Origin of the sequence: Enterobacter cloacae complex sp. 382A5, from assembly GCF_050031095.1 — a bacterium.
Lineage (GTDB): Bacteria > Pseudomonadota > Gammaproteobacteria > Enterobacterales > Enterobacteriaceae > Enterobacter > Enterobacter cloacae.
Genome location: NZ_JBLGVK010000001.1, coordinates 26,255 through 52,337, shown reverse-complemented (window position 1 = coordinate 52,337; position 26,083 = coordinate 26,255). Strand labels below are relative to the sequence as shown.

26 protein-coding genes are annotated in these 26,083 nt (G+C 56.9%); 11 read left to right on the top strand and 15 right to left on the bottom strand.

Annotation, left to right across the window (positions count from 1 at the left end):
• Positions 1-4 precede the first annotated feature (4 nt).
• The 6 genes from ACQG2G_RS00250 to ACQG2G_RS00225 all read left to right on the top strand — a co-directional run bounded on the left by ACQG2G_RS00250 (position 5) and on the right by ACQG2G_RS00225 (position 7,319).
• Positions 5-1,330 (top strand): PTS cellobiose transporter subunit IIC, encoded by a 1,326-nt coding sequence (locus tag ACQG2G_RS00250; protein WP_013094821.1) that lies wholly within the window; start codon positions 5-7, stop codon positions 1,328-1,330.
• 17 nt (positions 1,331-1,347) lie between these two features.
• Entirely contained in the window at positions 1,348-2,721 is a 1,374-nt protein-coding gene (locus ACQG2G_RS00245) for a glycoside hydrolase family 1 protein (RefSeq protein ID WP_248766710.1), read from the top strand.
• 11 nt (positions 2,722-2,732) lie between these two features.
• A complete protein-coding gene (locus tag ACQG2G_RS00240; RefSeq protein WP_008500136.1) occupies positions 2,733-3,035 on the top strand; it encodes a PTS lactose/cellobiose transporter subunit IIA in 303 nt (100 codons plus the stop codon).
• Between the two features lie 134 nt (positions 3,036-3,169).
• Positions 3,170-4,549 carry a carbohydrate porin gene (locus tag ACQG2G_RS00235; protein WP_013094819.1) on the top strand — a complete coding sequence of 460 codons (1,380 nt, stop codon included), beginning with the start codon at positions 3,170-3,172 and terminating at the stop codon, positions 4,547-4,549.
• 141 nt (positions 4,550-4,690) lie between these two features.
• Positions 4,691-5,866, top strand: coding sequence for an IS4 family transposase (locus ACQG2G_RS00230; RefSeq protein WP_369118551.1), 1,176 nt, complete (start codon positions 4,691-4,693; stop codon positions 5,864-5,866).
• 547 nt (positions 5,867-6,413) lie between these two features.
• The gene (locus ACQG2G_RS00225) at positions 6,414-7,319 is read left to right on the top strand and encodes an EamA family transporter (RefSeq protein WP_013094818.1); all 906 of its coding nucleotides are present in this window, start codon (positions 6,414-6,416) and stop codon (positions 7,317-7,319) included.
• 48 nt (positions 7,320-7,367) lie between these two features.
• On the opposite strand, the gene nepI is transcribed toward ACQG2G_RS00225, so the two are convergent.
• The 3 genes from nepI to ACQG2G_RS00210 form a co-directional block, all read right to left on the bottom strand.
• Complete coding sequence (gene nepI, locus ACQG2G_RS00220) at positions 7,368-8,558, bottom strand: purine ribonucleoside efflux pump NepI (protein ID WP_023620618.1); 1,191 nt, start codon at positions 8,556-8,558, stop codon at positions 7,368-7,370.
• Positions 8,559-8,622: 64 nt separating this feature from the next.
• Positions 8,623-9,150 carry an SRPBCC domain-containing protein gene (locus tag ACQG2G_RS00215; RefSeq protein ID WP_248766709.1) on the bottom strand — a complete coding sequence of 176 codons (528 nt, stop codon included), beginning with the start codon at positions 9,148-9,150 and terminating at the stop codon, positions 8,623-8,625.
• 96 nt (positions 9,151-9,246) lie between these two features.
• Positions 9,247-9,699 (bottom strand): DUF1198 domain-containing protein, encoded by a 453-nt coding sequence (locus tag ACQG2G_RS00210; RefSeq protein WP_014830062.1) that lies wholly within the window; start codon positions 9,697-9,699, stop codon positions 9,247-9,249.
• 99 nt (positions 9,700-9,798) lie between these two features.
• Here ACQG2G_RS00210 and ACQG2G_RS00205 point away from each other — a divergent pair, with 99 nt between their 5' ends.
• Positions 9,799-10,701, top strand: coding sequence for a LysR family transcriptional regulator (locus ACQG2G_RS00205; RefSeq protein ID WP_045293109.1), 903 nt, complete (start codon positions 9,799-9,801; stop codon positions 10,699-10,701).
• On the opposite strand, the gene ACQG2G_RS00200 is transcribed toward ACQG2G_RS00205, so the two are convergent.
• The 10 genes from ACQG2G_RS00200 to ACQG2G_RS00155 form a co-directional block, all read right to left on the bottom strand.
• Complete coding sequence (locus tag ACQG2G_RS00200) at positions 10,689-11,693, bottom strand: alpha/beta fold hydrolase (protein ID WP_248766708.1); 1,005 nt, start codon at positions 11,691-11,693, stop codon at positions 10,689-10,691. The two genes, ACQG2G_RS00205 and ACQG2G_RS00200, sit on opposite strands and share 13 nt — an antisense overlap.
• A 160-nt stretch (positions 11,694-11,853) precedes the next feature.
• On the bottom strand, positions 11,854-13,245 hold the full coding sequence (gene uhpT, locus ACQG2G_RS00195) for a hexose-6-phosphate:phosphate antiporter (RefSeq protein ID WP_013094812.1): 1,392 nt from the start codon (positions 13,243-13,245) through the stop codon (positions 11,854-11,856).
• A 140-nt stretch (positions 13,246-13,385) separates the two neighbouring features.
• Positions 13,386-14,705, bottom strand: a complete 1,320-nt coding sequence (locus tag ACQG2G_RS00190) for an MFS transporter (RefSeq protein ID WP_013094811.1) — start codon at positions 14,703-14,705, stop codon at positions 13,386-13,388.
• Positions 14,698-16,203, bottom strand: a complete 1,506-nt coding sequence (gene uhpB / locus ACQG2G_RS00185; protein WP_013094810.1) for a signal transduction histidine-protein kinase/phosphatase UhpB — start codon at positions 16,201-16,203, stop codon at positions 14,698-14,700. The genes ACQG2G_RS00190 and uhpB overlap by 8 nt, the downstream gene beginning before the upstream one ends.
• Entirely contained in the window at positions 16,200-16,793 is a 594-nt protein-coding gene (gene uhpA / locus ACQG2G_RS00180; protein WP_013094809.1) for a transcriptional regulator UhpA, read from the bottom strand. The genes uhpB and uhpA overlap by 4 nt, the downstream gene beginning before the upstream one ends.
• Positions 16,794-16,875: 82 nt before the next feature.
• Positions 16,876-17,163 carry an acetolactate synthase small subunit gene (ilvN, locus tag ACQG2G_RS00175; protein ID WP_001171659.1) on the bottom strand — a complete coding sequence of 96 codons (288 nt, stop codon included), beginning with the start codon at positions 17,161-17,163 and terminating at the stop codon, positions 16,876-16,878.
• Between the two features lie 3 nt (positions 17,164-17,166).
• Complete coding sequence (gene ilvB / locus ACQG2G_RS00170) at positions 17,167-18,855, bottom strand: acetolactate synthase large subunit (protein WP_040021106.1); 1,689 nt, start codon at positions 18,853-18,855, stop codon at positions 17,167-17,169.
• 104 nt (positions 18,856-18,959) lie between these two features.
• A complete protein-coding gene (gene ivbL, locus ACQG2G_RS00165; protein ID WP_071830013.1) occupies positions 18,960-19,058 on the bottom strand; it encodes an ilvB operon leader peptide IvbL in 99 nt (32 codons plus the stop codon).
• Positions 19,059-19,165: 107 nt separating this feature from the next.
• Positions 19,166-19,645, bottom strand: coding sequence for an Hcp family type VI secretion system effector (locus ACQG2G_RS00160; RefSeq protein WP_013094807.1), 480 nt, complete (start codon positions 19,643-19,645; stop codon positions 19,166-19,168).
• A 205-nt stretch (positions 19,646-19,850) separates the two neighbouring features.
• Complete coding sequence (locus ACQG2G_RS00155; protein ID WP_058678976.1) at positions 19,851-20,555, bottom strand: hypothetical protein; 705 nt, start codon at positions 20,553-20,555, stop codon at positions 19,851-19,853.
• A 625-nt stretch (positions 20,556-21,180) separates the two neighbouring features.
• On the opposite strand from ACQG2G_RS00155, the gene tisB reads away from it, so the two are divergent.
• From tisB to emrD, 4 genes are all read left to right on the top strand, one after another.
• Positions 21,181-21,270 carry a type I toxin-antitoxin system toxin TisB gene (gene tisB / locus ACQG2G_RS00150; RefSeq protein ID WP_020684667.1) on the top strand — a complete coding sequence of 30 codons (90 nt, stop codon included), beginning with the start codon at positions 21,181-21,183 and terminating at the stop codon, positions 21,268-21,270.
• Between the two features lie 64 nt (positions 21,271-21,334).
• Positions 21,335-21,781, top strand: coding sequence for a GNAT family N-acetyltransferase (locus ACQG2G_RS00145; protein ID WP_013094803.1), 447 nt, complete (start codon positions 21,335-21,337; stop codon positions 21,779-21,781).
• A 62-nt stretch (positions 21,782-21,843) separates the two neighbouring features.
• On the top strand, positions 21,844-22,677 hold the full coding sequence (locus ACQG2G_RS00140; protein WP_029881854.1) for an EamA family transporter: 834 nt from the start codon (positions 21,844-21,846) through the stop codon (positions 22,675-22,677).
• A gap of 175 nt (positions 22,678-22,852) precedes the next feature.
• A complete protein-coding gene (emrD, locus tag ACQG2G_RS00135) occupies positions 22,853-24,037 on the top strand; it encodes a multidrug efflux MFS transporter EmrD (RefSeq protein ID WP_038420858.1) in 1,185 nt (394 codons plus the stop codon).
• On the opposite strand, the gene ACQG2G_RS00130 is transcribed toward emrD, so the two are convergent.
• Together ACQG2G_RS00130 and dsdC are read right to left on the bottom strand one after the other, a co-directional pair.
• The gene (locus tag ACQG2G_RS00130) at positions 23,940-25,028 is read right to left on the bottom strand and encodes a glycoside hydrolase family 5 protein (RefSeq protein WP_032618344.1); all 1,089 of its coding nucleotides are present in this window, start codon (positions 25,026-25,028) and stop codon (positions 23,940-23,942) included. The genes emrD and ACQG2G_RS00130 overlap by 98 nt on opposite strands.
• Before the next feature lie 84 nt (positions 25,029-25,112).
• Complete coding sequence (gene dsdC / locus ACQG2G_RS00125) at positions 25,113-26,039, bottom strand: DNA-binding transcriptional regulator DsdC (RefSeq protein ID WP_248766707.1); 927 nt, start codon at positions 26,037-26,039, stop codon at positions 25,113-25,115.
• Positions 26,040-26,083: the final 44 nt, after the last annotated feature.

Genomic DNA, 26,083 nt, shown 5'->3' with positions numbered 1-26,083 from the left:
TCACATGAGTTCGTTATATCAATCCATGGTCGCGGTGATTGAGCAGTCAATTACCCCGCTGGCCGCGAAGCTCGGCCAGCAAAAGTATGTGATTGCCATCCGCGACGGCTTTACTGCCGCGCTGCCGTTTATGATCATCGGCTCGTTTATGCTGGTGTTCATCTTCCCGCCGTTCTCGGCGGATACCACCAACAGCTTTGCCCGCGGCTGGCTGGATTTCTCCCAGACTTATCGCGAACAGCTGATGCTGCCATTTAACCTCAGCATGGGCGTGATGACCTTCTTCATCTCGGTGGGGATCGGGGCGAGCCTGGGGCGTCAGTTTAATCTCGACCCGGTGATGTCCGGCCTGCTGGCCTTTATGGCCTTCCTGCTGGTCGCCGCGCCATATGCGGACGGTAAGATCTCCACCCAGTATCTGTCTGGTCAGGGGATTTTTACTGCGCTGATCACCGCCATCTACGCCACCCGCGTCTATGCGTGGCTGAAGCAGAACAACGTGACCATTCGTCTGCCGAAGGAAGTTCCGACCGGCGTGGCGCGTTCGTTTGAGATCCTGATCCCGGTGATGGTGGTGATTGGCACCCTGCATCCGCTGAACCTGTTTATCGAGGCGCAGACCGGCATGATCATCCCGCAGGCGATTATGCACCTGCTGGAACCGCTGGTCTCTGCGTCTGACTCGCTGCCTGCCATTCTGCTCTCCGTGCTGCTGTGCCAGATCTTCTGGTTCGCCGGTATCCACGGCTCGCTGATTGTCACCGGCATCATGAACCCGTTCTGGATGGCGAACCTGTCGGCAAACCAGGCGGCTCTGGCGGCCGGTGCGGCGCTGCCGCACGTCTACCTGCAGGGCTTCTGGGATCACTACCTGCTGATTGGCGGCGTAGGCTCCACACTGCCGCTGGCCTTCCTGCTGCTGCGTAGCCGGGTAACGCACTTACGCACCATCGGCAAAATGGGCGTTGTGCCAAGCTTCTTTAACATCAACGAACCGATCCTGTTCGGCGCCCCCATTATCATGAACCCGATGCTGTTTATCCCGTTCGTGTGTGTTCCGCTGGTGAATGCGTGCCTGGCGTACGCGGCAACCAAACTGGGCTGGCTGGCACAGGTGGTATCGTTAACGCCGTGGACCACGCCCGCACCAATTGGCGCCTCATGGGCCGCCAACTGGGCGCTGAGCCCGGTGGTGATGTGTCTCATCTGTATGGTGATGTCAGCGCTGATGTACCTGCCGTTCCTGCGTGCTTACGAGCGTACGTTGATGAAAAACGAAGAGCAGAAAGCTCAGGCAACCGTCGGTACCGCTGAGACCGCAAGCAATTAAGTCAAAGAGGAAGCGTCATGAAATATACATTTCCCGATAATTTCTGGTGGGGCAGCGCAAGCTCTGCTCTCCAGACCGAAGGGACACGAGAGGGTGAAACCACATGGGATTACTGGTTTGCCCGCGAGCCGAACCGTTTTCACAACGGCGTGGGGCCGCAGCATACCTCCACGTTTTATCGGCACTGGAAAACGGACATTCAGCTGTTAAAGCAGCTGAACCACAACAGCTTTCGCACTTCTATAAGCTGGGCGCGCCTGATCCCCGACGGTATCGGTGAAGTGAATCCAAAGGCGGTCGAATTTTATAACCAGGTCATTGATGAGCTGATCGAGCAGGGCATTACGCCGTTTATCACCCTGTTCCATTTCGACATGCCGATGGCGATGCAGGAGATTGGCGGCTGGGAAAACCGGGAGGTGGTGGACGCTTACGCCCGCTATGCGCAGATTTGCTTCGACCTGTTTGGCGACCGCGTGCTGCACTGGTTTACCTTCAACGAGCCGATTGTCCCGGTTGAAGGCGGTTATCTGTACGATTTCCACTACCCCAACGTGGTGGATTTCCGTCGGGCGGCCACCGTGGCGTATCACACCGTGCTGGCCCACGCGAAGGCTGTCCAGGCCTACCGCGCCGGACATTACGCAGGTGAGATCGGCATCGTGCTCAACCTGACGCCGTCCTACCCGCGCTCGCAAAACCCGGCGGACGTGAAGGCGGCGCACATTGCGGATCTGATGTTTAACCGCAGCTTCCTGGACCCGGTTCTGCGCGGCGAATACCCGGCCGATCTGGTGGCGCTGCTGAAATCTTACGACCAGCTGCCCGCCTGTAAACCGGAGGACAGTTTCCTGATCGCGGAAGGGAAAATCGACCTGCTCGGCATTAACTATTACCAGCCGCGTCGCGTGAAGTGTCGCGACAGCGCGGTGAACCCGCAGGCGCCGTTTATGCCGGAGTGGTTCTTTGATAACTACGAGATGCCGGGCCGCAAGATGAACCCGTACCGTGGCTGGGAAATTTACGAGCCGGGTATTTACGATATTCTGGTTAATCTGCGCGACAATTACGGCAACCCACGCTGTTTTATTTCTGAAAACGGAATGGGCGTCGAAAATGAACAGCGTTTTATTGAAAATGGCCAAATCAACGATCAATACCGCATCGATTTTATTTCCGGACATTTAGCCTGGCTGCATAAAGGTATTAGCGAAGGGTGTCACTGTCTTGGTTACCATATGTGGACGTTTATTGATAACTGGTCGTGGTGTAATGCGTATAAAAACCGCTATGGCTTTATTCAGCTCGATTTAACTACGCAACAGCGCACCATTAAAAAGAGCGGAGAGTGGTTTGCTGCCACCTCTTTACATAATAGTTTCGAGAAATAGAGAGAAAGACGATGATTGCCTTGGAAGAAGCCGTGATGGAAATCATCGTCAATGCGGGTCAGTCGCGCAGCCTGTGCTTTGAAGCACTGCACGCTGCGCGGCAGGGCAACATTGACGAAGCCAAAAGCCTGCTGCGCGAAGCCGATGGCTACGCGCGCCAGGCGCACAAGATGCAGACCAAACTCATTGAGCAGGATGCGGGTGAAGCCCGTCAGCCGATGACGTTAATTATGGTGCACGCGCAAGATCATTTAATGAATTCATTACTGGCGCGTGAATTATCCGAAGAAATTATTCATTTATATCAGAGATAATCTATGGCGAAATAACGAGTAATACCTCTGTACCTTAAATAGAAATCCACTTGTTCTGATGATAGCGACATACTCTGTCAGATCGGAGCGGGATGGTTATTGTCTGAATAAAATTAAACTATATTGAGATAACCATGACTACCCTAAAAAAACTTCCATTAACCATGGCGGTTATCGCCGCGCTTTGCCCAATTTCTGTACTCGCACAGGAATTTACCCAGGAACAAATCGACGCCATTGTGGCAAAAGCGGTGGATAAAGCCCTCGCGGAGCGTCAGGCCAAAATGGATGCCGCGGTCGCGAAAAAAGCCGACGTGGTGACGGAGCCGCAAAGCGCGGCGCAATCCCCGGATATGGCTATTCCGTTCGGCATTAAATTTACCGGTTATGCCCGTTACGGCGCGCACTTCCAGGCCGCTGACCAGAAATACGTGGCGGTGGACGGTTCCTATAACGGGGCATCTGCCATCGGTCGTCTGGGTAACGAAGGCAACGGCGGTGAATTCCAGCTCTCCAAGGCCTTCAAGGGTGACAACGGCGCCATCTGGGACATCAACGTGATGATCGACCACTGGGGCGATGAAGTTAACCTGAAAAAAGCCTACGCGGGGGTGACCAACATTATGGCCTCCAACCCGAACGCCTACTTCTGGGCCGGTCGTGACTTCCACCAGCGTCCGCAGCAGGGCATCAACGATTACTTCTGGATGAACCACGACGGCCAGGGCGCCGGGGTGAAGAACTTCGACATCGGCGGCGTGCAGTTTGACGTGGCCGCGGTGGCGGCGGTGGAATCCTGTAGCCCGGAAGTCATGGAGGATGAAGCCAACCCGTCACGCATCACCTGTACCGGCGGGTCCGGCACGGGCGACAAAGGTAACTACGCGGCCACCTCGAAAATCCACGGCATGAAGGTCGGTCCGCTGGATCTGGAGCTGTACGCCAACTACGGCTTTGATTCAAAAGCGGTGGAGAGCGATGAGCGTCTGAATGCCTGGCAGGGCGGCGTGGTGCTGAGCCACACCAACGACAGCGGCGTGAACAAGGTGATTGCCCGTTACTCTGATAACGCGGACAACAGCGTGTTCAATAAAACCGAGGATCTGACCACGGTCTATGCCAGCTTCGAAGGGCTGTACAAATTCACCCAGGCCACGCAGGTGGAGTACATCCTCGCCTTCCACGACTACGACAACAGCCGTGATAAGACCGACAACCGTAAGAACTACAACGCCATTGTACGTCCGATGCACTGGTGGAACGACGTTCACTCCACCTGGCTGGAAGCAGGCTGGCAGCATGTGGATTACGACAACGGCGGCGACAACAAGGGCTGGAAGCTGACCCTGTCGCAGAACATGTCTATCGCCATGGGGCCGGAGTTCCGTCCGATGCTGCGCTTCTACGTCACCGGCGGCAAAGTGGATAACGAGCGCACCGCCCGCGTGAACAATACCAAAGACGAAACGCTGGACGACTTCAACGTCGGCGCGATGTGGGAGGCGTGGTTCTAAGGTAAAAGCAAAACGGCAACGAGAGTTGCCGTTTTTAGTGTTTGCTCCCTCTCCCTGTGGGCTGAGGGTTCCCCAGAAAAATGAAAAGCACGATGAAGTGTGATCTACTGGTTGCGCTAACAAATCAGAAGAGACCTCATCGTGCCTTTACAGACAGTCTGCCAGAAATTTTTCTCCGCGTCTTTACCGGACGTTCACAGCTTCCGGATTAATGTCCTTGTTTCCATGGCCGTTGCCCTCACGCACGGTGCGGATCTGACCCTGACCAGCCTTGGTCGCACTCTTCCCGGCAGGGCGCACGTCAAAAATAAAATTAAACGTGTTGACCGTGCCCTGGGTAATACCGCCCTTCACCGGGATATTCCCCGTATTCAGCACCTGCTCACACATACCATCACCTCCCTGATGCCCTTCTGTGTGATTGCTGTCGACTGGACAGGCTGGCATGACAGGAACTGGTATCTTCTGCGGGCAAGCCTGGTCTGTAATGGTCGCTCACTGCCGCTTATGAGTGAGGTTGTCCCCGCAGAGCTGGCGCAGAACAGCGATGTACAGTGCCGCTTCCTTGACCGCCTGCATGATGCCATCCCGAAAGATAAAGCCGTCACCATCATTACGGATGCAGGCTTCCGGACAGACTGGTTCCGGCATGTCAGCCAGCTGGGCTGGAGCTTCACCGGCAGGGTCAGGGGCTGCATCAGCTTCCGGCTGGATGGAGATAAAAAGTGGATGAAAATCAGTGAGCTTGAGGCTACCGGACAACCGGTCTGCGTGGGTTACGGTGTCCTGTCCCGTAAACCACGAACGCCCTGTTACGGCCGGTTCTATCTGCATAAGCGCCCTGACGCAGGGCGTCAGGGAAAAGGGGGGATGCCGAAAACACAGCGGGAACACCGCAGTAGCGCGCGGGAGCCCTGGCTGCTGTTCAGTAATGCAGAGGGACTGGAGCCGCACCAGATAATGGCCCTGTACAGCCGCAGAATGCAGATAGAACAAAACTTCCGGGACGACAAAAGTCCACGCTTCGGGTTCGGTCTGAGGCTGAGCCGGAGTCAGGGAAAAGGGCGACTGGAAGTGCTGAATATGGTCGCGGCAATGGCAAGCCTGGTGATGTGGCTGGCAGGTTACAGGGCAGAAAGGCAGTGTTTACACTGGCACTATCAGGCAAGCAGCATCAGGCACAGACGGGTTCTGTCATACCTGAGTCTGGCAGAAGAAGTCATCCGGCATGAGCCCGGGAAAGTAAGTCGCCTGAATATAGTTAACGAGATGAAAAAGCTGGGAAAAGAGTACAGTAATATGGTCATGGTGGCATGACCATATTACTGGGGATCCCTCAGCCCTGTGGGAGAGGGGGCCCCAGTAATTTTTTTACCGAAAGCGACGAATGTTTCTTCAGGAAAATGAATGACGTACAGCGACGCCCTGGTCCGGCTGTAAATCGCTGAGGCGTTTCCTGCAGGCCGGGGCGAGGCGCATGGATGCGCCGAGAGGGCGGCTTTACAGGGACGTTACATCCGCCCGTCCCCGATAAGCCTGAAGGAATAAGCCGAAGGCACCGCGAAGCGGCGATTTACCGCCGGGAGCCCGGGTCGCCAGGGCGGCGGCGATTGAGCCGCCCTGGCACGTTCACAAGCCATGCCGTTACAGAATAGCAAGGAACATAAAGTGAACGGAATGACCTCCACAGCCGTATGTTCCCCCTCACCCCAGCCCTCTCCCAAAGGGAGAGGGGGCCGTCTGTGCAGGCATTATTTATGAGGAACCCTCAGCCCCGTGGGAGAGGGTCAGGGTGAGGGCGTCAGGCCGCACACAACCATGCTATGCTGTTGACCGAATTAACGACAACATCGCAGGGGAGAACATGGGTTCCACACGTAAAGGGATGCTGAACGTCCTGATTGCCGCCGTTTTATGGGGCAGCTCAGGGGTTTGCGCGCAGTACATCATGGAGAAAAGCCAGATCTCGTCACCGTATCTGACCATGGTTCGCCTGCTGTTTACCGGCCTGATCCTGCTGACGCTTTCCTTCGTTCACGGCGACAAAATTTTCTCGGTCATCAAACATCGCAAAGACGCCCTCAGCCTGCTGTTTTTCTCCCTGGCTGGCGCGCTCACAGTGCAGCTCACCTTCCTGGTGACAATCGAGAAATCCAACGCGGCTACGGCCACCGTGCTGCAGTTTCTGTCTCCGACGATTATCGTGGCGTGGTTTGCGCTGGCGCGGAAAAAGCGGCCGGGTCTGTTTGTGCTTTCCGCGATCCTGACCTCACTGGTGGGGACATTTTTGCTGGTCACCCACGGCGACCCCACTTCACTCTCCATCTCGCCTGCGGCTTTGTTCTTTGGCATTGCCTCGGCCTTTGCCGCGGCGTTTTACACGACGTATCCGTCAACCCTGATCGCCCGTTACGGCACCTTGCCGATTGTCGGCTGGAGTATGTTGATCGCCGGCTTAACGCTGACGCCGTTCTACGCCGGACGCGGCACCGCGTTTGTCATTGACGGCAGCCTGCTGCTGGCGTTTTTCTACCTGGTGGTGATCGGCACGGCGCTGACCTTCAGCCTGTACCTGAAAGGCGCGCAGATGATCGGTGGGCCGAAGGCAAGCATTCTGAGCTGCGCCGAGCCGCTAAGCAGCGCGTTACTGTCGGTGATTTTACTGGGCGTGGCGTTTACCCTGCCGGACTGGCTGGGCACGCTGCTGATCGTGTCGTCGGTGGTGTTGATTTCGATGGATTCGAGAAAACGGGTGAAAGCCCCGGAGTAGCCTGTTGCCCTCACCCCAGCCCTCTCCCACGGGAGAGGGAGAAAAGCATTACTTCGTCTTCACTTTCCCTGCCACCAGCAGCGCGGTCAGCAGCATCAGCGTGCCGGAGATGACCAGCGGCGACGTCAGCCCCAGGTGGTCGAGCGCCACGCCGCCCACCGCCGCGCCGCAGGTGTTCGCCAGCTGGATCACCGCCACCTGAATCGACCCGGCTTTTTCAGCCTGATCGGCAAGCGAGCGGGTGATCCACGTCGACCAGCCCACCGGCACCAGCGCAAAGGCAAAGCCCCAGATAATCGCAATCGCCGAGGCAACCCATTTGTCGCTGCCCCACAGAATGAGCACGACGGCACTGACAGCCAGTACCAGCGGGGCGCCAGCAAGCGCCACTTTCAGGGAGCGCTTCAGGAACTGAGACGACAGCGAGGTGCCGACAAAGCTGGCGATACCGAAGCTGAGCAGCACCAGTGTCAGGCCATCCACGTCAAAGCCCGCCATGGTCATAAAGACCGGGCGTATATAGGTAAAGAAGGCAAACTGCCCGGCAAAGGCCATGAAGATGGCGGTCATCCCCGCCAGCACGCCGGGGCGCTTAAGCAGACTGAACATGTTCTGTTTGTGGTGCGCCGCTTCTCCCGGCAGGGACGGCAGCGCTTTCCAAACCCACAGAATGCAGAGAAAACCCATCACCGCTGCGGCGTTAAAGACGTTACGCCAGCCGATGATTCCGCCAAGGAAACTCCCCAGCGGCGCGGCAATCACCAGCGCGATGGAGACCGCGCCAAAGATAACGGAGAGGGCTTTCGGCACGGTGCGTGCCGGCACCAGACGCATGGTGAGCGAGGCGGACATTGCCCAGAAACCGCCCAACCCCAGACCCAGACAGGCGCGGCCGAGCAGCAGCAGGGTGAAGCTCTCCGCGAAAGAGACCAGCAGACAGGAGAGCGTCAGGAGCACGCTGAAGAGAATGACCACTTTGCGGCGATCAATCGCGCCAATAACCTGCGTGATAAACAGGCTGGCAAACATCGCCACAAACGCGGTCACGGTAACGGACTGTCCTGCTACGCCCTCGGAAATGCCCAGATCCTGCGCCATCGGCGTCAGCAGGCTGACCGGTAAAAACTCCACGGTAATAAGACAGGCGACACAGAACGCCACGGAAAAAACCGCCGACCAGTTGGGGCGAGAAACCTCTTTGGTCTGCGGTCTGGTCGTGGGCTGGATATGTTCTGTCATGGTGTCACCTGAGATAAAAACGTGCGGGAAAGTCGCGCAGTTTATCATCAAAAGTGTGACGAATTTAACGTTTCGACAACTTTCCTTGCATCGCCGCCTTCGCCAGTCCGACGATCCACTCCTGATGCCCGTTGATCATCGGGTTCGGTAGGGTACGTGCTAATTCCTGTGCCGGAACGCCTTTCTGCGACTCCTGAGTCAAAATACGGACGCGGTTACCCGGTAAGTCTTCAAACAGCCAGGCGTGGATCACATCCAGACGCGCGCTCTCCTCCCCTTCCACCCAGCCGTGCCAGGCGATACGCGCCGCCTCGCCATCGACCGGCGGAACATACTCCGTCACCTGCGCCTCAACCGGAAAGCCAAAGGTCGTGAAGCGGAAGCGGGCGTTGGCGCTCAGTTCCGGACCGCTGCCGTCGTGAAAACGAATATCTTCGGCGTTGCTGTAGTAGTTCGGCCACAGGGTAGTGTCGTTAAGCTGCGCCCAAATCTCTTTTGCGCTCAGCCCGGCGACAATGATTTCGTTGGACGCAAAGTTATCGGTGGTGCCTGGCAGGTAATCGTCTGGCCAGATAATGGCGGATTGTTTCATGGTTCACCTCATCGTGAGTGGATGAGGTGATGGTGCGCCCGTGAGTGGTATAAATCTAATGATGATGCCTTATACTCATCATCACGGTTCGTGATATCAGTGCAGGTAAAACACTCCCTCTTCCGGCAGAAAAAGCTGGTTGTAACGCAGCTGGAAAGCGTTCAGCTCCTGCGGATCAGGCTCCATCTCGCGCATAAAGCCGAGGGCGAGGCGGATTTGCGCATCGGTGATCGGCGCGGCCAGACGGGCTTTACGAAGCATGCGGTGCCAGGTGTGGAGATTCTCTTCGCTACCGTCGACGATACAGACCTGCCAGATGAGCAGCACCTGGGCAGCGTTTTGCAGATGCGCCTCGTCCGGGCGTTCAAGATAGCGGATAAACTCATTGCCGGGCGTTTTACCGAACTGGTCGATCATCGACTCGACCGGCATCGGGGTGATACCCAGCCGTTCGCTCAAGCGTTTGATGGCGCGGCGGGAATCCGAGGTCAGGACACGAAACCCAACCACAAACACCACGGCAAGCGTTGCCAGCATTATCCAGACCATGCGTTCTCCTTTGAATAGCCGCTCATCATAGCGGGAAACGCAGGGTATCGACAGCGGGCACGGCCATAATAGTGAACTGAAAAAAGGTAGAACATCGTCATGAAAACGGATCTGCGCACGCTGGATCTTAACCTGCTGAAAACGCTCGACGCCCTGCTGGATGAACGCAGCGTCACCCGCGCGGCGGCGCGTCTGGCCCTGACCCAGCCGGCAGTCAGCGGCATGCTGAACCGCCTGCGGGATTACTTCGACGACCCGCTGTTTATCCGTGCGCCCCACGGCATCGTACCCACGACGCGTGCGGAAGAGCTGGCCGCGCCGGTGAAGCGCATCCTGGCAGATATCGATCTCCTGCTGCAGCCGGTGGCGTTTGACCCATTGCAGGCCACCCTCACCTTCACGCTTGCTGCCACCGATTACGCGCTCCGCGCGATCGCGGTGCCGTTTATCGCGGCACTGAAGGTGCGGGCACCGGCAATACGCGTGCGGGTTATACCTGTCGATTCCGAGCGGATGATGAACCAGCTTGAACGCGGGAACGTTGACGTGGCGCTGATCACGCCCCACACCACGCCAGACGACCTGCACAGCCGGGCGCTTTATGATGAACGGTACGTTTGCATGATGCGTGCCGACCACCCGGACGCGGGCAAACCGCTCTCTCTGGCGCGCTTTTGCGCCCTTGAGCACGTGCTGGTCTCTTATGAGGGTGACAGTTTTCGCGGCGTGACGGATGGCGCGCTGGAAAAAATGGGCCGGACGCGGCACGTGGGGTTATCGGTGAGCAACTTCCTGGTACTGCCGGATGTACTGGCGATAAGCGATATGATCGCCGTGGTACCGTCACGGATAGCGGAAAACCAGACAGGAATGTTTGTCTGCGACACACCGGTTCCGGTGCCGGGTTTCACCAAGTGCATGGCCTGGCACGCCAGAACACACCGTAATCCCGCGCAGATGTGGCTGCGCGGGTTGTTGCTGGAAACCTGTCAGCGCGCCTGAAGCCCTTTCAGCAGTGCCTCGTGGAAGCGTGCAGGATCCTGCATCTGCGGCGCGTGCCCCATGTCGTTGAACTCGACCAGCGTCGCGTGCGGGATGCGTTTCGCCGTCTCCTTCCCCAGCACCGCATAGTTGCCGAGCGTTTTGCGGATCTCAGGCGGGGCGAGATCTTTCCCGATGGCGGTGTTGTCCTTCGTGCCGATCATCAATAATACCGGCATCTTTAGTTCACTAAATTCGTAGATCACCGGCTGGGTGTAAATCATGTCGTAAAGCAGCGCCGAGTTCCAGGCCACACGTTCTTTTCCCGGCCCGTTGTTCAGCCCGGCAAGCATGGTGACCCAACGCTCGTACTCCGGCTTCCACTCTCCGGCGTAGTAGGTATTTTTCTCGTACTGACGAATGCCGTCGGCGCTGACCTTCAGCTCGCGCTGGTACCACTGATCGACCGTAATATGCGGCACACCGCGTGCTTTCCAGTCTTCCAGACCAATTGGGTTGACCATCACCAGCTGCTCCACCTGCTGCGGCCACATCAGCGCGTAGCGGGTCGCCAGCATCCCTCCGGTCGAGTGGCCGATAACCGTCACGCGATCGACGCCGAGCGTTTTCAGCAAGGCGTGGGTGTTATCCGCCAGCTGCTGAAAGGTGTACTGATAGTGCTCCGGTTTGGTGGATTTACAAAAGCCAATCTGGTCGGGAGCGATCACCCGATAACCGCTGGCTGAGAGCGCACGGATAGTGCCGTCCCAGGTACCGGCGCAGAAGTTTTTGCCGTGCATCAGCACCACGGTGCGGCCGTTGGGTTTTTCCGGCTTCACGTCCAGATAAGCCATATCCAGAGACTGTTCCTGGGAGGTAAACGTAAAGTGTTTTACCGGCCAGCCGTAGTCGAAACCTTCCAGCTTCTCGCTGTAGGTGGGCGCATCCGTAGCCATTGCGGGAGTTGCCAGCGCCATCAACAGCGCCAGGCAGGATAATCGTCGGGTCAACATGCAAGCTCTCCCATAGCAAAAGGAATAAGGCTGCGCGAAAGGCGGCAGCAAAAAAACTGTAGAGCAAGGAGAGGGGCGATTGTGTAAAGCGGGGTAAAAACTGGAATTTAAAACAAAAAAGCCCGGCATCACACACCGGGCAAAGAAGTCACCTGCACACTCAGGCTGCTTTTAATTTCTGCACACGATTTTCACGGCGAATTTTACGTTCTTCGAGCACCGCAACCATTGCCATCAGGACGATACAGCCGATGGCGGCGGCATCCAGCGCCGCAAAGGTGCCTGCCCAGCCGGTGAGGCCGAAAATCGGCGTGCCGTCGGCAATCATCCCCAGACCCAGCTTGGCGAAGCTGTCACCGATCAGGTAAGCGAAGGTGCCTTTAATCCCATCGGCGGCGCCGATCGCTTTTTTCGGTACAAAACCTACCGCCGCTACGCCGATCAACAGCTGCGGACCAAACACCAGAAAGCCGAGCGCAAACAGAGACGCCAGGTAAACGTACTGGTTGCTGGCGTGCTGGTAGACGCCCAGGGTAGCGATAATCAGCGCCAGCGCGACGCAGGCCACCAGCGCACGACGACCGTTGGCGAGGTCAGAGAGCCAGCCCCACAGCAGCGTACCGACCAGCGCACCCACTTCAAACAGGGTGAAGCCCTGAATCGCGACTTCTTTAGAGAGCTTCAGCTCCTGGAAGGCATACACGGTCGACCACTGGTCAATACCGATGCGCACCACGTACAGGAAAATGTTGGAGAAGCAGAGCAGCCAGATCACTTTGTTTTTCAGCACGTACTCAACAAAGATCTGCCATTTTGTCATCTCGTTCTCTTCGGTCTCTTTGTCCTCTTCGCTGATCGCCTCGCCGAACAGCTCTTCGGCTTTGCCGAGGCCATAAGATTCCGGAGAGTCGCTGCCGAAACGCAGACCGATAAAGCCGACAATCAGGGCGATAATCGACGGGAAGATAAACATGCCGATGACGTGACCGTCAAACAGGTAGTTAGCACCGAACAGCGCCACCCCTGCCGCACCCGCCCCGCCGAGGTTGTGGGAGATGTTCCACATACCAAGGTATGAACCACGCTTACGGCGCGGGGTCCATTTGGTGATGGTGGAGTAGCTGCACGACCCACCGGTACTCTGGAAGAAACCGCTCAGGGCGTAGAAGGCGATCATCAGGAACAGGCTGACGGAGCCCGCGCCCATGCTGGCGCTGAAGCCGAGCATACAGATGGCGGAGAGGATCAGCATAAACGGCAGGAACTGCTTGGTGTTTTTGCCGTCTGCATAGTACGAGACAACGGTTTTGCCCACGCCGTAGGTGATGGAGAAGCCCAGGCCAATCATCCCCAACTGCGTCATGCTCAGCCCGTAGGTGGAGATCATGTCGTTCTGCGCGATGTTAAAGTTTTTGCGGATCAGGTACATGGTCAGGTAGCCGATAAAGACCACCAGATAGGACTGCATGAACGGTTTGAACCACATTTTGCGCCGCACGTCGAGCGGCAGATCCAGGGTCGGCTTGCGCACCTGATTAAGGAAGGCCAGCATGGTTTGCTCCTGAGCTGATTTTTACCTGCGAATGGCAGGCATTGTAAAAATCAGCCAGGAGAGATGCCTGAGACAGCGTCCAGGTAAAACCGGGAAAATTTCTTAGTTTTGCGCCACTCGGGGTGAAAAGGTGAGGCGCATCACATCACACTGGCTTCACGCGGCGCCTGCGCATGCAAAAACGGCAGCAGCAGCAGGGCCGATATCCCCGCCGCGATGGCGATCACGGCAAAGAAACCGCTCCAGTGCCAGATGTCGATCACCCGCGCCAGCGGCCAGCCGGAGAGGGACGCGCCCAGGTAGGCGAACAACCCGACGAAGCCCGTCGCCGCACCCGCCGCCTCTTTATGCGAGCATTCTGCCGCCGCCATGCCGATCAGCATCTGCGGGCCAAACACGAAGAAGCCGATGGTAAAGAAGCACGCCGCCTGCATCACGTAGCTGGCGAACGGCATCAGCCATAGCGAACCGACGGAGAGTAAAATTCCTGCCGCAAAGATGAGGTTCATTGGGCCACGGTTGCCGTTGAAGAGCTTATCCGAACCCCAGCCCGCCACCAGCGCGCCGATAAACCCGCCCAGCTCGAACATCGTCACCGCCGAGTTGGCGGTCACCAGGTCCACCCCCAGCGTCTCGGACATGTACAGGTTACCCCAGTCGTTGATGGCCGCGCGCACCACGTAGACCAGCACGTAGCAAAGCGACAGCAGCCAGATATACGGGTTTAACAGCACGTATTTGGTGAGGATCTCTTTGCGCGTCAGCCCCGCCCCCTCAAGCTGTTGCGCCACTTCCATTTCATCGTGCCGCCAGTCGCCCACCGCGGGCAGCCCCACGGTTTGTGGCCTGTCGCGCAGCCGCCAGCAGAGGAACAACCCGGCCAGGATCGCCAGGCCACCGGCAATCATCATCCCCGCGCGCCAGCCGTAGTGCAGCGCCGCGGCACCGACCACCATCGGGATCAGCGCGCCACCGACGTTATGCGCGGTGTTCCAGATAGCCCACCAGCCGCCGCGCTCGTTGCGCGAATACCACGCCGTGAGCAGGCGGGCGCAGACCGGCGCGCCCCAGCCCTGGAAAAAGGCGTTCAGCGCCCACAGCAGGGCAAAGGCCCAGAGCGAGGTGGAAAAGCCAAACAGAATGTTCACCACGCCGGTGGCGATTAGCCCAAAACCCATAAAATAGCGGGCATTGGAGCGGTCGCTGACGATGCCGGAGAAGAACTTCGACAGGCCGTAGGTGATGTAGAACAGCGTCGCCAGCAGGCCGATATCGGTGCGCGTCATCACGCCGCTGGCAAGGATTTCCGGCGCGGCGGCGTTGAAACTTTTGCGGGTAAAGTAGAACAACGCGTAGCCGAGCCAGATAGTGATCAGGATATGACGACGCCAGTAGCGGTAGCGGGCGTCGATCTCCGCTTTGTTGCCTATCGGCGCGGCGTTTGCGGGGGTTTTAAACATGATGGCTCCTTAGCGGCAGGCTGACGCTGACGCGCGTCCCGTGGGTGCAGGAGATATTCAGCGTGCCGCCCAGCGCCTTCACGCGCTCGCGCATGCCCGCCAGGCCAAACCCCTGCTGCCCCGAGCCCGGCGGCAGGCCGCAGCCGTCGTCCTCAATCACCAGCCTGAGGCTTTCATCCTGCTGCCAGCCCTGCAGCGTCACCGCGCTGGCGTTGGCGTGTTTGACGATATTGTTCAGCCCTTCCTGACAGACGCGGAACAGCGTGACGCGCTGGCCTTCACTCAGCAATGATTCATCAATGCGCCAGTCGAGATGGCTGACAATTCCGCGGCTTTCCAGCTCCATCTCGCGCATCAGGGAGCGCACAGCCTGTTCCAGAGAGAGATCGTCCAGCTGGCGCGGACGGAGCCTGCCCAGCAGGCGACGCACCGAATCGTACACGCCAAGAGAGAGCTGTTCGATATGCGCCCCGCCCTGCTTCACCCCGGCGTTATCCGCCGCCAGGCGCTGGACGATACCCGCCTGGGTGCGAATGGCGGTAATGGTCTGGCCGATGTCGTCGTGCAGTTCGCGCGCTACCTCCTGGCGCACGCTCTCTTCGGTCTCCAGCAGGCGTTCTGCCAGGCGGCGATTGCGCGACAGTTCGGTTTGCAGGGACTGGTTCAGCTCACGCAGGCGCTGAATACCTGCCCCGAGCAGCAGCCCGGTCAGGCTCTGCGCCAGCAGAGAGAGCAGTAAATCGACCGGGTGATCGTGCCAGGTCTGGCTGGCAATCAGCGCGATGGCGTTCATCAGCGTGGCGATCAGCGCCCCCTGCCAGCCGTAATGCCAGGCGAGAGCAATGATCGGCAGCGCCAGACAAAACGGGGTAAAACGGGAAAGCTCAGCAGGCAGGCCAAGCTGCAGCCACAGGCTCACCACAAACAGCAGCAGATACCAGATGAGATGCCGGGCGCGCCAGTTAACCGGCTGGGAGACCAGCGATGGCCCGAGCGGCTGCCAGACAGTGCTGGTGAGATAGTGCCAGAAAACCAGACAGGTGGGTGCCAGCGTCAGGCCGCCGGTCAGGGTCAGCAGCAGGGCGTTAAGCATCTCCTTTTCGCCTACCCACGGCAGGGATTGCAGCAGCGCGGCGGCAATCAGCGCCGCCCCCTGGCGCAGCAGCGTGCGCCAGTCGCGCTGGTGACGATAGCGGGAAATCAACGCAACCGGGAGGAGCGTGAGCAGGCTTCCGGTCATCAATAAGGGCAGATGCGCGAGGGCGACTTCCTGCGACAACCAGATCAGCATCAACCACTCTGCGCCCAACAAAACCGGCCAGTAGCCGCGCGGGCATTGCAACATCAGCCCCAGACGCAGGCCAAAGGGAAACAGCAGCACCGCCAGCTCCGGGCGTTCCACCAGATGCAGGCTGATGCTCCACAGGCAGAACCAGGCGGCAGAGAAGATAAAAAAGCTGGCAACAACGGCGATCAGCCGCGAAATCAACGGGTTCATTGCCAGCTATCGAACATACGGCGCGCCAGCTCGACATCGTTGCTGACGCCAAGTTTTTCCATCAGGTTAGCGCGGTGAACGTGCACGGTTTTGGGCGACAAACCCAGTTCGGCGGCAATCTCTTTCACCGCCATCCCCTGAGCGAGTTTTTCTGCCACCTGACGCTCACGCCGGGTAAGCGGATCCTGACGTCCGGCCGCCAGCTTGAGGGCGATATCCGGCGTCAGGTAGCAGCCGCCCGTCGAGACGGTACGCACGGCGGCAATCAGCTCGTCCGGGCTACAGCGTTTAGAGAGAAACCCGCGCGCCCCCGCGTTGAGCGCCTGCTCCACCAGCGCCGGGCTGTCATGAACCGAGAGCATGATAATCGCCATCCCTTTCGGTAACTGACTTAGCAGCTCCAGCCCGGAGAGATCCGGCATTGAGATGTCACAGATACAGACCTGTACGCCACGCCCCGGCAGGCCTGCCAGCGCCTCGCGCCCCGAGCCGAACTCTGCCACCACCTGAAAATCCGGTTCGAGGTTTAGAAGCTGGGCAAAGCCGGAGCGAACGATAAGGTGGTCGTCGATGAGAGCGATGGTGGTCATGTCTGTTCCTGCGGTCTGAAAACGCCGGATGGCGCTGCGCTTATCCGGCCTACAAGAGCGAAAGACGCTTACCTTAAGCGATCTATTCGAAGAACACCGCAATTTTGTTAAACATGGTGGGATCGGACTGGTTGCGCGCCACTCTGGTGACGTCTTCCAGCTTGTCGATCTGGGCCATCATCTGCTCCAGACGCTGATCGTCATTGACCAGTAGCCAGATGCGGCTGTGCTCGCTGCCCTGAATCGGCAGACAGAGAATGCCTTCGACGTTAAACGCGCGACGGGCAAACAGCCCGCAGACGTGGGTCATGACGCCAGGGTGGTTGCGGACGGTGAGTTCCAGAATGACGTTTTCATGTTGTTTCTGCATGGCTTATTCCCCCACCATCTCAGTATTTGCCGCACCCGGCGGCACCATCGGATACACTTTTTGTTCAGGGTCGATACGGACGTGGATCAGCGCCGGGCCCGGACGAGAGATCGCCGCCTGCAGCGCTGCGTGGGCGTCCTCTTCTGCGTTCAGATCGCAGGTATGCAGGCCAAAACCGGCGGCAATTTGCATGAAGTTAATCATCCCCGGATAGGTCGCCGCAAACACCCCCTGCTTGTAGAACAGGCTCTGCTGCTGATGTACCAGCCCCAGCGCCTCGTTGTTCATCAGGATGATTTTAACGTCTAATTGATTTTCGGCCGCGGTGGCCATCTCCTGAATGTTCATCATCAGGCTGCCGTCACCGGAGAAACAAATCACCTTGCGGTCCGGGTTCGCCAGCGCCGCACCAACTGCCGCAGGCAGACCAAAGCCCATGGTTCCCAGGCCACCGGAGGTCAGCCACTGACGCGGACGGTTCAGCGGATAGGCCTGGGCGGTCCACATCTGGTGCTGCCCAACGTCGGTGGTAATAATCGCGCTGTCGTCCACGCAGGCGGCCACGGCGTTAATCAGCCCGTAGTGGCTCAGCGGGTCGCCTTCGGTTGGGATCGCGCCCGGGAACTCGCGTTGCAGATCCGCCACCATCTGACGCCAGTCGGCGCGGTCAGTTGCGTCCGTTTGCGGGATCAGCTGTGCCAGCACGTCGGCCACGTCTCCCTGAATCGCCACGTGCGGTTGTTTGATTTTACCCAGCTCGGCGCGGTCGATATCCACGTGAATGATTTTTGCGTTCGGGCAGAACTGCTCGGTTTTACCAATCGCCCGGTCATCAAAACGCGCGCCCATCACAATCAGCAAATCCGCCTCTTGCAGGATGTAGTTGGTGCTGCGTGCGCCGTGCATGCCCAGCATTCCTAATGACAGCGGATGCGCTTTGGGCAGCATGCCAAGCGCCATCAGGGTCATGGTGGTAGGCAGGTTGGCTTTTTCAGCGAACTGACGGATTTCATCTGCGGCATTGATTGCCCCGCCGCCCAGATAGAGCACCGGACGTTTCGCGGCGTTGATCATGGCCGCGGCATCGCGCACGCTCTCAGCGCTGAATTCTGGCGCAGGTGCCCGCTCGCCCGGCTCCGGCAGGACGTCGATCTCAATTTCTGCGGTCTGGACATCCTTAGGAATGTCTATCCACACCGGGCCTGGGCGACCGGACTGCGCAATGCGGAACGCATCGCTGATAACCTGAGGAAGCTCGGTAATATCGCGAACTAAATAGTTATGTTTGGTGATGGGGATAGAGATGCCGTAGGTATCCACTTCCTGGAACGCATCGGTACCGATCATTGAGGACGGCACTTGGCCGGTAATGCAAATCAGCGGAATGGAGTCGAGACGCGCGTCGGCGATGGCGGTTACCAGGTTGGTCGCCCCCGGACCGCTACAGGCCATACAGACTGCCGGTTTACCCTGCGTACGTGCCATGCCCTGAGCGATAAAACCCGCTCCCTGCTCGTGACGCGCCAGCACGTGGCGGATCTGCGTGCTTTGGCTTAATGCGTCATACAGCGGCAGCACCGTACCGCCCGGAATACCCGCAACCGTGGTGATGCCCTGTCGTTCCAGTAAATGAACAATCAGCTGCGCGCCCGTAAAACGCGTCTTGGTGGATGTTGTGCCCGAACTTGCCATGCTCCAGTCCTTTTATGGGCCGACTTTCCGGGGAGGGGTCCTAAACGAAAAACCCCGCCCGGTTTGCGCCGGCGGGGTTTTGGATTCGTGTGTTGATCCAGTCCCTACGGCGCATTGCCGACGACCACCACCACACGCACGACGACCACTGCGGCTGGTTGCGCAGTTTTTAGTAGGGTCGCGGTGTTCATGGATGCAGTCATGGGGGACCTGTGTTTGGAATCATTGATTGAATTTATACAAACACAGGTTTTCGGGCGTGACAATGGAAATATTTTCATCTGCGCAAAAATGCGTCAGGGATCACGTTTTAGTATGTTGCTCGCTCATTCCAGGCGTCACTATAGATGACATTTCCGTCGCAATGCTTCCAGGTGATTTTCTCATAGCGTATGAGAACCGTTTCGAGGTGTGTTCCGGTGTTGGCACCTGGATACAAATCGGGTGTAATAGAAGTTATTTTTACATTCTCCATAATGATATTAAAATACTCCTGCTCTAAACCAGCCTCATTAATCTGATACATCTTTATGGTGGCTGACTGAAGCGTTCTCCCCGTACTCAACGCCCGAAATAAAAACGGAGTGACACGATCAAATTCCTTCTGGAACATGACGGGCATATGTATGCGCGTGCCCGTCAATTTCCCGGTATTCCCGTCGACCGGGATATTGACATTATGAGTGAACGATTTAAGTTCAATTGCGCCTTCACGCCCTGACACCAGGCAGGGCCCTACCATTGGCGAACCATTTTCATCTGTCAGAAACAAATAAGCCGGATTTGACATACAAACTCCTTTTTATAAAACTCAATCGTACTTATCAAAGCGGCCGAAAATTATCGGATGAACAATAATAAATACGACGATAGCAATGAATGTTAATAATACCCAGTGGTTGGGCACCAGCCAGAGAAACAAAGAGGCGCAAGCAAAAATATAAACGGGGAATAAAACATCTGTAAAAAGAATGGATAGCAGACTCTTAAACATGCTACTTATCCTTTAAGTCGTTATAGATCGCATCAAAATCCTTGTAGAATCCCGTTTGCACTTTCTTAATGATTTCAGCCAGGAATGGTTCAAAAAAGTAGTAAAGCATCTCCAGTTGTGCGGCATAAAGGGTGGCGTAATAATTAGGATCCAACACTTTCAGACGACGGGCAGCAAGAGCGCACTTCTGGTCCGTACCCATCAGCTGCAGAGCCATAACAACATTGGGTACACGGCGCGCAAGCCGTTCGACGACGATCTCTGAAAGTAAGCCGGATTCCGAAAGGGATTTGGCCAGCGTCCATGCTATCGCTAAACGCGCTGCCTTGCTTGCCGGGATGTTTTTAACAAGGCCGGTTACGTTTGAATCCGTCTTGCGAACGCGATTTTTTTCATTCCCATTTTCAGAATCAGTCATAATGCTTTCAAAATAAAGATAGAGCATGTGTGCTATTACATTGCGATAACGGTAAATAGACACAATTGAGAGATACATCCTTTTTTCTTCTGAGAGTAACTCTTCACACACATCATGATAGCTGGGGATTAAGCATGATGAATACCAACTAACACGCTCCATTCCTGAGTAAATATCAGAACCGATCCCCTTTAATGCTTTCCATGTCCCAGCAACGCCTTGTTGTCCATAAATAGCTAACTGCCTGTCGCTCTGGAACTTCATCTTCAAGTAATCAGATGCTTGCATAACGTATCCATACTGTTTTTATGGTTATGTGAATATACGTTGAAAAACCGGGCAATTCAAATCCGTTAATTTTATTTAAATACTCATTCACGTTAAAAATAAACAGACTTAATTTTATTTAAATAATCTATATTTAAGGATTATTAACTGAAACATTAATATGTACCTTATTTCTGCCGGGTACGTTGCCAATAAGTCAACAAACATCCCGTTCGGTACAGAAAGCAGAAAACAAAAAACCCCGCCGGAGCGAGGTTTTTTCAGGGTTTTGCGGTTGGTTGCCGCAGAACACACTGTGTTACGTCAACGCACGAAGTATATGCGATCGAAGACGAACGCGCAATTCCGGCACGGATTTTGACGTTTTTGAGTATGGAATGGGTTTCGAATTTTGTCCACAAAATACTGTTCATGCATACAGTATTTATCTATACTGAGGATGTTCGCAGTGAGCGAGGGGGCCGCAGTTCTACCGGCGCAACGAAGTCCTGGCTGAAACGGGTGGTGCCGTCAGTGCCTTAACCCTCTGAAGTGAGCACACTGTGTTACGTCAATCGAGGTGCTGGCAACAGGCGGCGGAAAGGTACGCCAGCATCGTGCTCCTTTTTACCAAAAGGAGACGCGTATGAGCGTAGTGGATATGGTGATACTTATCCTCAAACTCATTGTTGCTGTTCTGCAACTGCTTGATGCTGTCCTGAAATACCTTCGGTGATTCAGGTTCAAGTCGCACCTGAGAGGGGCGGGCAACCGCCCCTCTTTAATAACGAGGGAATGCTATGTCGCGTCTGTTAATTGAACCCATCACGCCGGAAGAGCCCGGGTATATAGCGCTGAAAGCCGAAAGCATCGCGGCGAATTTCAATATGCTGCGCAGGCTGGAAGAGAACTGGCAGCGTGGTGAAAACCGCTTTAACGCGCCGGGTGAAAAGCTGCTGGGTGCCTTTTTAAACGGCAAGCTGGTGGGCGTCTGCGGCCTTAACCGCGATCCGTTCAGCCAGCAGCCGCGTGCCGGACGTATTCGCCATCTTTATGTCAGCGAGAAGTGCCGCGGTCTGGGCATTGGTAAACAGCTGTTAACGGTGGTGATGGCCGATGCCAGCATCTGGTTTGATTTCCTCAATACCCATGCCCCCGATACGGCCTGCGGCTTCTACCGTCGGGCAGGCTTCAGACTGGTGTCAGACGAGCCACGGGTTACCCATCGTCTCTTTTGCGCGGTGTAGCTGGCTGGCGACATCAGGTCGTGAATGTTACAGTTGAGTGACAATTCACCGCCAAAGACGCCATGACCCTCTCCGTTTTCTGTATTTTGCTGTTCGCCGCACTGCTGCACGCCAGCTGGAACGCCATTGTCAAAGCCGGAACGGATAAGCTTTACTCGGCGATCAGCGTTAGCGGCTCCGCCACACTCATTGCACTGGTTTTATTGCCATTTTCTCCTCAACCCTCTGTAGCCAGCTGGCCATTTTTAGTGGTCTCCTGCGCGCTGCAGGTGGTGTATACGGTACTGGTGGCGAAGACGTATCAGGTCTCAGACATGAGCCAGACCTATCCGCTGATGCGCGGAACAGCCCCACTGCTGGTGGCGCTGATCAGCGTGCTGGTGCTCGGGGATAGCCTCTCCTGGCTCGCCTGGGCGGGCATCGGAGTAATCTGCCTGTCGATCCTCGCGATGGCGATAAATGGCCGACTGCAGTCCCGCAAAGGGATCTGGCTGGCACTGCTGAACGCCTGCTTTATCGCCGGTTATACGCTGGTGGACGGAACGGGCGTACGTTTATCGGATACCGCGCTGGGCTATACGCTGTGGACCTTCTTTATGAACGGCTTCTGCCTGCTGTGCTGGGCAATGGTGGCGAGACGCCGCGAAGCTTCCAGCTACCTGCGTTTGCACTGGAAAAAGGGGTTGCTCGGCGGGGTGGGAACCATGGGCTCGTATGGCCTGGCCTTATGGGCGATGACGCAGGCTCCGCTGGCGGTTGTCGCTGCGCTACGTGAAACCTCCATACTCTTCGGTGCGCTGATCGCTTTTGTGCTTTTAAAAGAAAAGGTTGCCGGTCTGCGTATCGCTGCCGCGTTGGGTATTGCAGCCGGTGCGATCCTGCTGCGTCTGGCGTAATTCACTGGCAACATTAGTTGCCGTTCTTGTTTACAAAACCTGCCTTAATCCTCTTCTTCATTCATCATGACAATGCTTAATTTGTCATCTCTTTGTGGTAGATTCCTCGCGCATTTATGGGAATGCGTAGTCACTTATTCTTCATTTTTCTCTTTTGGCAAAAGTATTCAGCGACATGAAAAAACAAAGGAACGTTAACTTATTGTTGATGCTGGTGTTACTGGTGGCCGTCGGTCAGATGGCGCAAACCATCTACATTCCGGCGATTGCCGACATGGCAAAGGAACTTAACGTCCGCGAGGGCGCGGTACAAAGCGTGATGGCCGCCTACCTGCTGACCTATGGCGTTTCGCAGCTGTTCTACGGGCCATTATCCGACCGCATTGGCCGCCGTCCGGTCATTCTGACCGGCATGTGCATTTTCATGGTCGCGACGGTGATTGCTATTACCACCCATAGCCTGACCGTACTGATTGCCGCCAGCGCGCTGCAGGGGGTAGGCACGGGCGTCGGTGGGGTGATGGCGCGTACCTTACCGCGCGATATGTATCAGGGCACGCAACTCCGCCATGCCAACAGCCTGTTGAATATGGGTATTCTGGTCAGCCCGCTGCTGGCACCGCTGATTGGCGGCCTGCTGGACACAATGTGGTCCTGGCGCGCCTGCTATGCCTTCCTGCTGGTGCTGTGCGTGATTGTCACCTTCAGCATGGCGCGCTGGATGCCGGAAACCCGTCCCCAGGACGCACCGCGCACGAAGCTTCTCGCCAGCTACAAAACGCTGTTCGGCAACGGGGCTTTTACCTGTTACCTGCTGATGCTGATCGGCGGTCTGGCGGGCATTGCGGTGTTCGAAGCCTGCTCCGGCGTACTGCTGGGAGCGGGGCTTGGCCTGAGCAGCATGGTGGTAAGTATTCTGTTTATCCTGCCGATCCCGGCGGCGTTCTTTGGGGCCTGGTTCGCCGGACGTCAGAACAAACGCTTCTCAACGCTGATGTGGCAGTCTGTTATCAGCTGCCTGCTGGCTGGCCTGATGATGTGGATCCCGGGTCTGTTTGGCATAATGACCGTCTGGACGCTGCTGATCCCGGCGGCGCTGTTCTTCTTCGGCGCGGGGATGCTGTTCCCGCTTGCCACCAGCGGCGCCATGGAGCCGTTCCCGTTCCTCGCGGGTACGGCGGGTGCACTGGTGGGCGGTTTGCAAAACATCGGTTCCGGCGCGCTGGCCTGGCTCTCCGCCATGATGCCGCAAACCGGGCAGGCTAGTTTGGGTTTACTGATGACGCTGATGGGGCTACTGATTTTGCTGTGCTGGCTGCCGCTGGCGTCGCGTGTTCCCCACCACGAGCAGCCTGTTTAACCGCATGATGGCCCGGCTTCTCGCCGGGCTTTTCACACGCCGGGGCAATCATCGCCTCCAGCAGCGGCTCTGGCGCTGGCCGCCAGGCCCCCTCCTCTCCGTCATAAAACTGGAAATCGGCGTTAATCGCGTAGGGTATTTTCGCCTTTTGCAGCTCGCAGGCCATAAACGTGGCAAAGGCCATTTGCGACGCGGTGGGTGTAAAACGGTTTGACTCCCCCACGCCCCAGCCCCCGACCCAGCTGACGTGTCCGGTTTTTTGTTGCCAGCGCAGCGCCGTCGCGATGCGATTGTGAATCGCCGCTTTCTCCGCCGCCGTACCGGAGGTCCACGGGTATTTGCCGTTATTTTTCAGCGGCCCCCACGGAAAGATATGCCACTCCGCCAGCAGGAAGTTTTGGCTGTGCGCAGGCAGCTTGAGGCTGGGAAGATCTTCGGGGGCCGCACGCAGGCGGGGAGCGATGAAGATCATCCGGTCCGCATCAATGCTGTGGATGACCTTGATGGTTTTTTCATACACCCGGTTGAGCGAGGCTGCGTTGTGGTTGAGCTTGTCCGCAGGCTCATAAATCAGGTCAAAGCCCAGCAGCGGCGAACGTTTGCCGAAATAGTGCGCCACGGCAATCCACCAGTCGGTAACCTCTTTTTCGTTATCGGCTTTCGGATCGTTTTTATAGCTGTCCGCCTGATACGCGATAATCGGGATCACGCCGTACTGCTCGCAGGCTTCCACCAGCTTGCGCAGGTGGATCAGCCGTGCTTCGGTCGGCTCATCGGCCACACGAATACGCACATGGCTGATGCCTTTCGCGCGAAAGTCGCGTACCACCAGCGGGTCGAATTCCCGTATCCCGCGCTCGGTGCGCGCCCAGTCCACGTCCATACCCACACCCAGCTTTTGCGCATAAAGCGCAGCCGTCAGCGGCGGCTCGGCGGCTATCGCCCAGCCGGAAGAGAGAAGTAACGCGGTCGCAATAAGAGGCTTTAACACGGCTTACCCTGGATAAATCAAAAGCATTACCTGTATTTAGCACGCTTTCTCGCATTTGGTGTAGCGTCAAAGCGTAATAATTCTTCAGCCTGCCAGTTCTCTTAGCCAGCCAATAAAGGCGTCAATTTTCGGCCACTGACGGCCGGTAAGCGTTGAGATGTAATAGTGCTGATGGCATTTGAGGGTCTTGTTGCCAAACGGGGCGATGAGCTCGCCCCGCTCAAGGCGCTTTTGCACCAACCGCTTTCTCCCCATCGCCACGCCCACATGATTCATGGCTGCCACTATCGCTAAATCGGAACGATCGAAGCCAATACCCGATGATGACGGCATATTCATCGCAAAATGCTGCGCCCAGCAGAGCCACTCATCCGTACCGGAATCATTACTCCAGGCCTGACGGTCGTGCAGTAACGTGCAGTGGCTGAGGTTATCGGGGTTTTTCAACAGCGCATGCTCGCGGGCATATGCGGGCGAGCAGACGGGCAAAATCTCCTCGTCCATCAAGAAATGATGAGAAAGGTAGTTTGGCGGCGTATCGTCGAAATAGATGGCTAAATCGATGCCGGTTCGCTGCATATTGACGTACTCATTACCGGTGAGAATGGTGAGAGATATCGACGGATAGCGGCGGGTAAAATCCCCCAGCATGGGGACGAGCCAGCACTGGGCGATTGACGGCCGGGAATACACCGTCAGCGTACCGGACAGCGCCTGGTTTTTAATATCCAGGATCTCCTGATTCAGGGTGTCGAGGGATGATTTTAGGGTCCAGTAAACGCGCTTTCCCTCCTGCGTCAGCTCAACTTTACGGTGCGAGCGGACAAACAGCTGAATGCCCAGTTCCTCTTCCAGCAGGTTGATGCGGTGGCTCACCGCGCTGGGGCTGAGCGACAGTTCCGCCGCCGCCAGCGCGAAGGATTCATGCCGGGCAGCCACTTCAAAAGTGTACATTTTTGACAGTTGCCAGCCATTTAGCAGCCGGTTTCTGACTTCATTCGCATCGGTCATCACAATTCTCACACGTTATTTCTGCGCCCAGCATACCGCCCAGG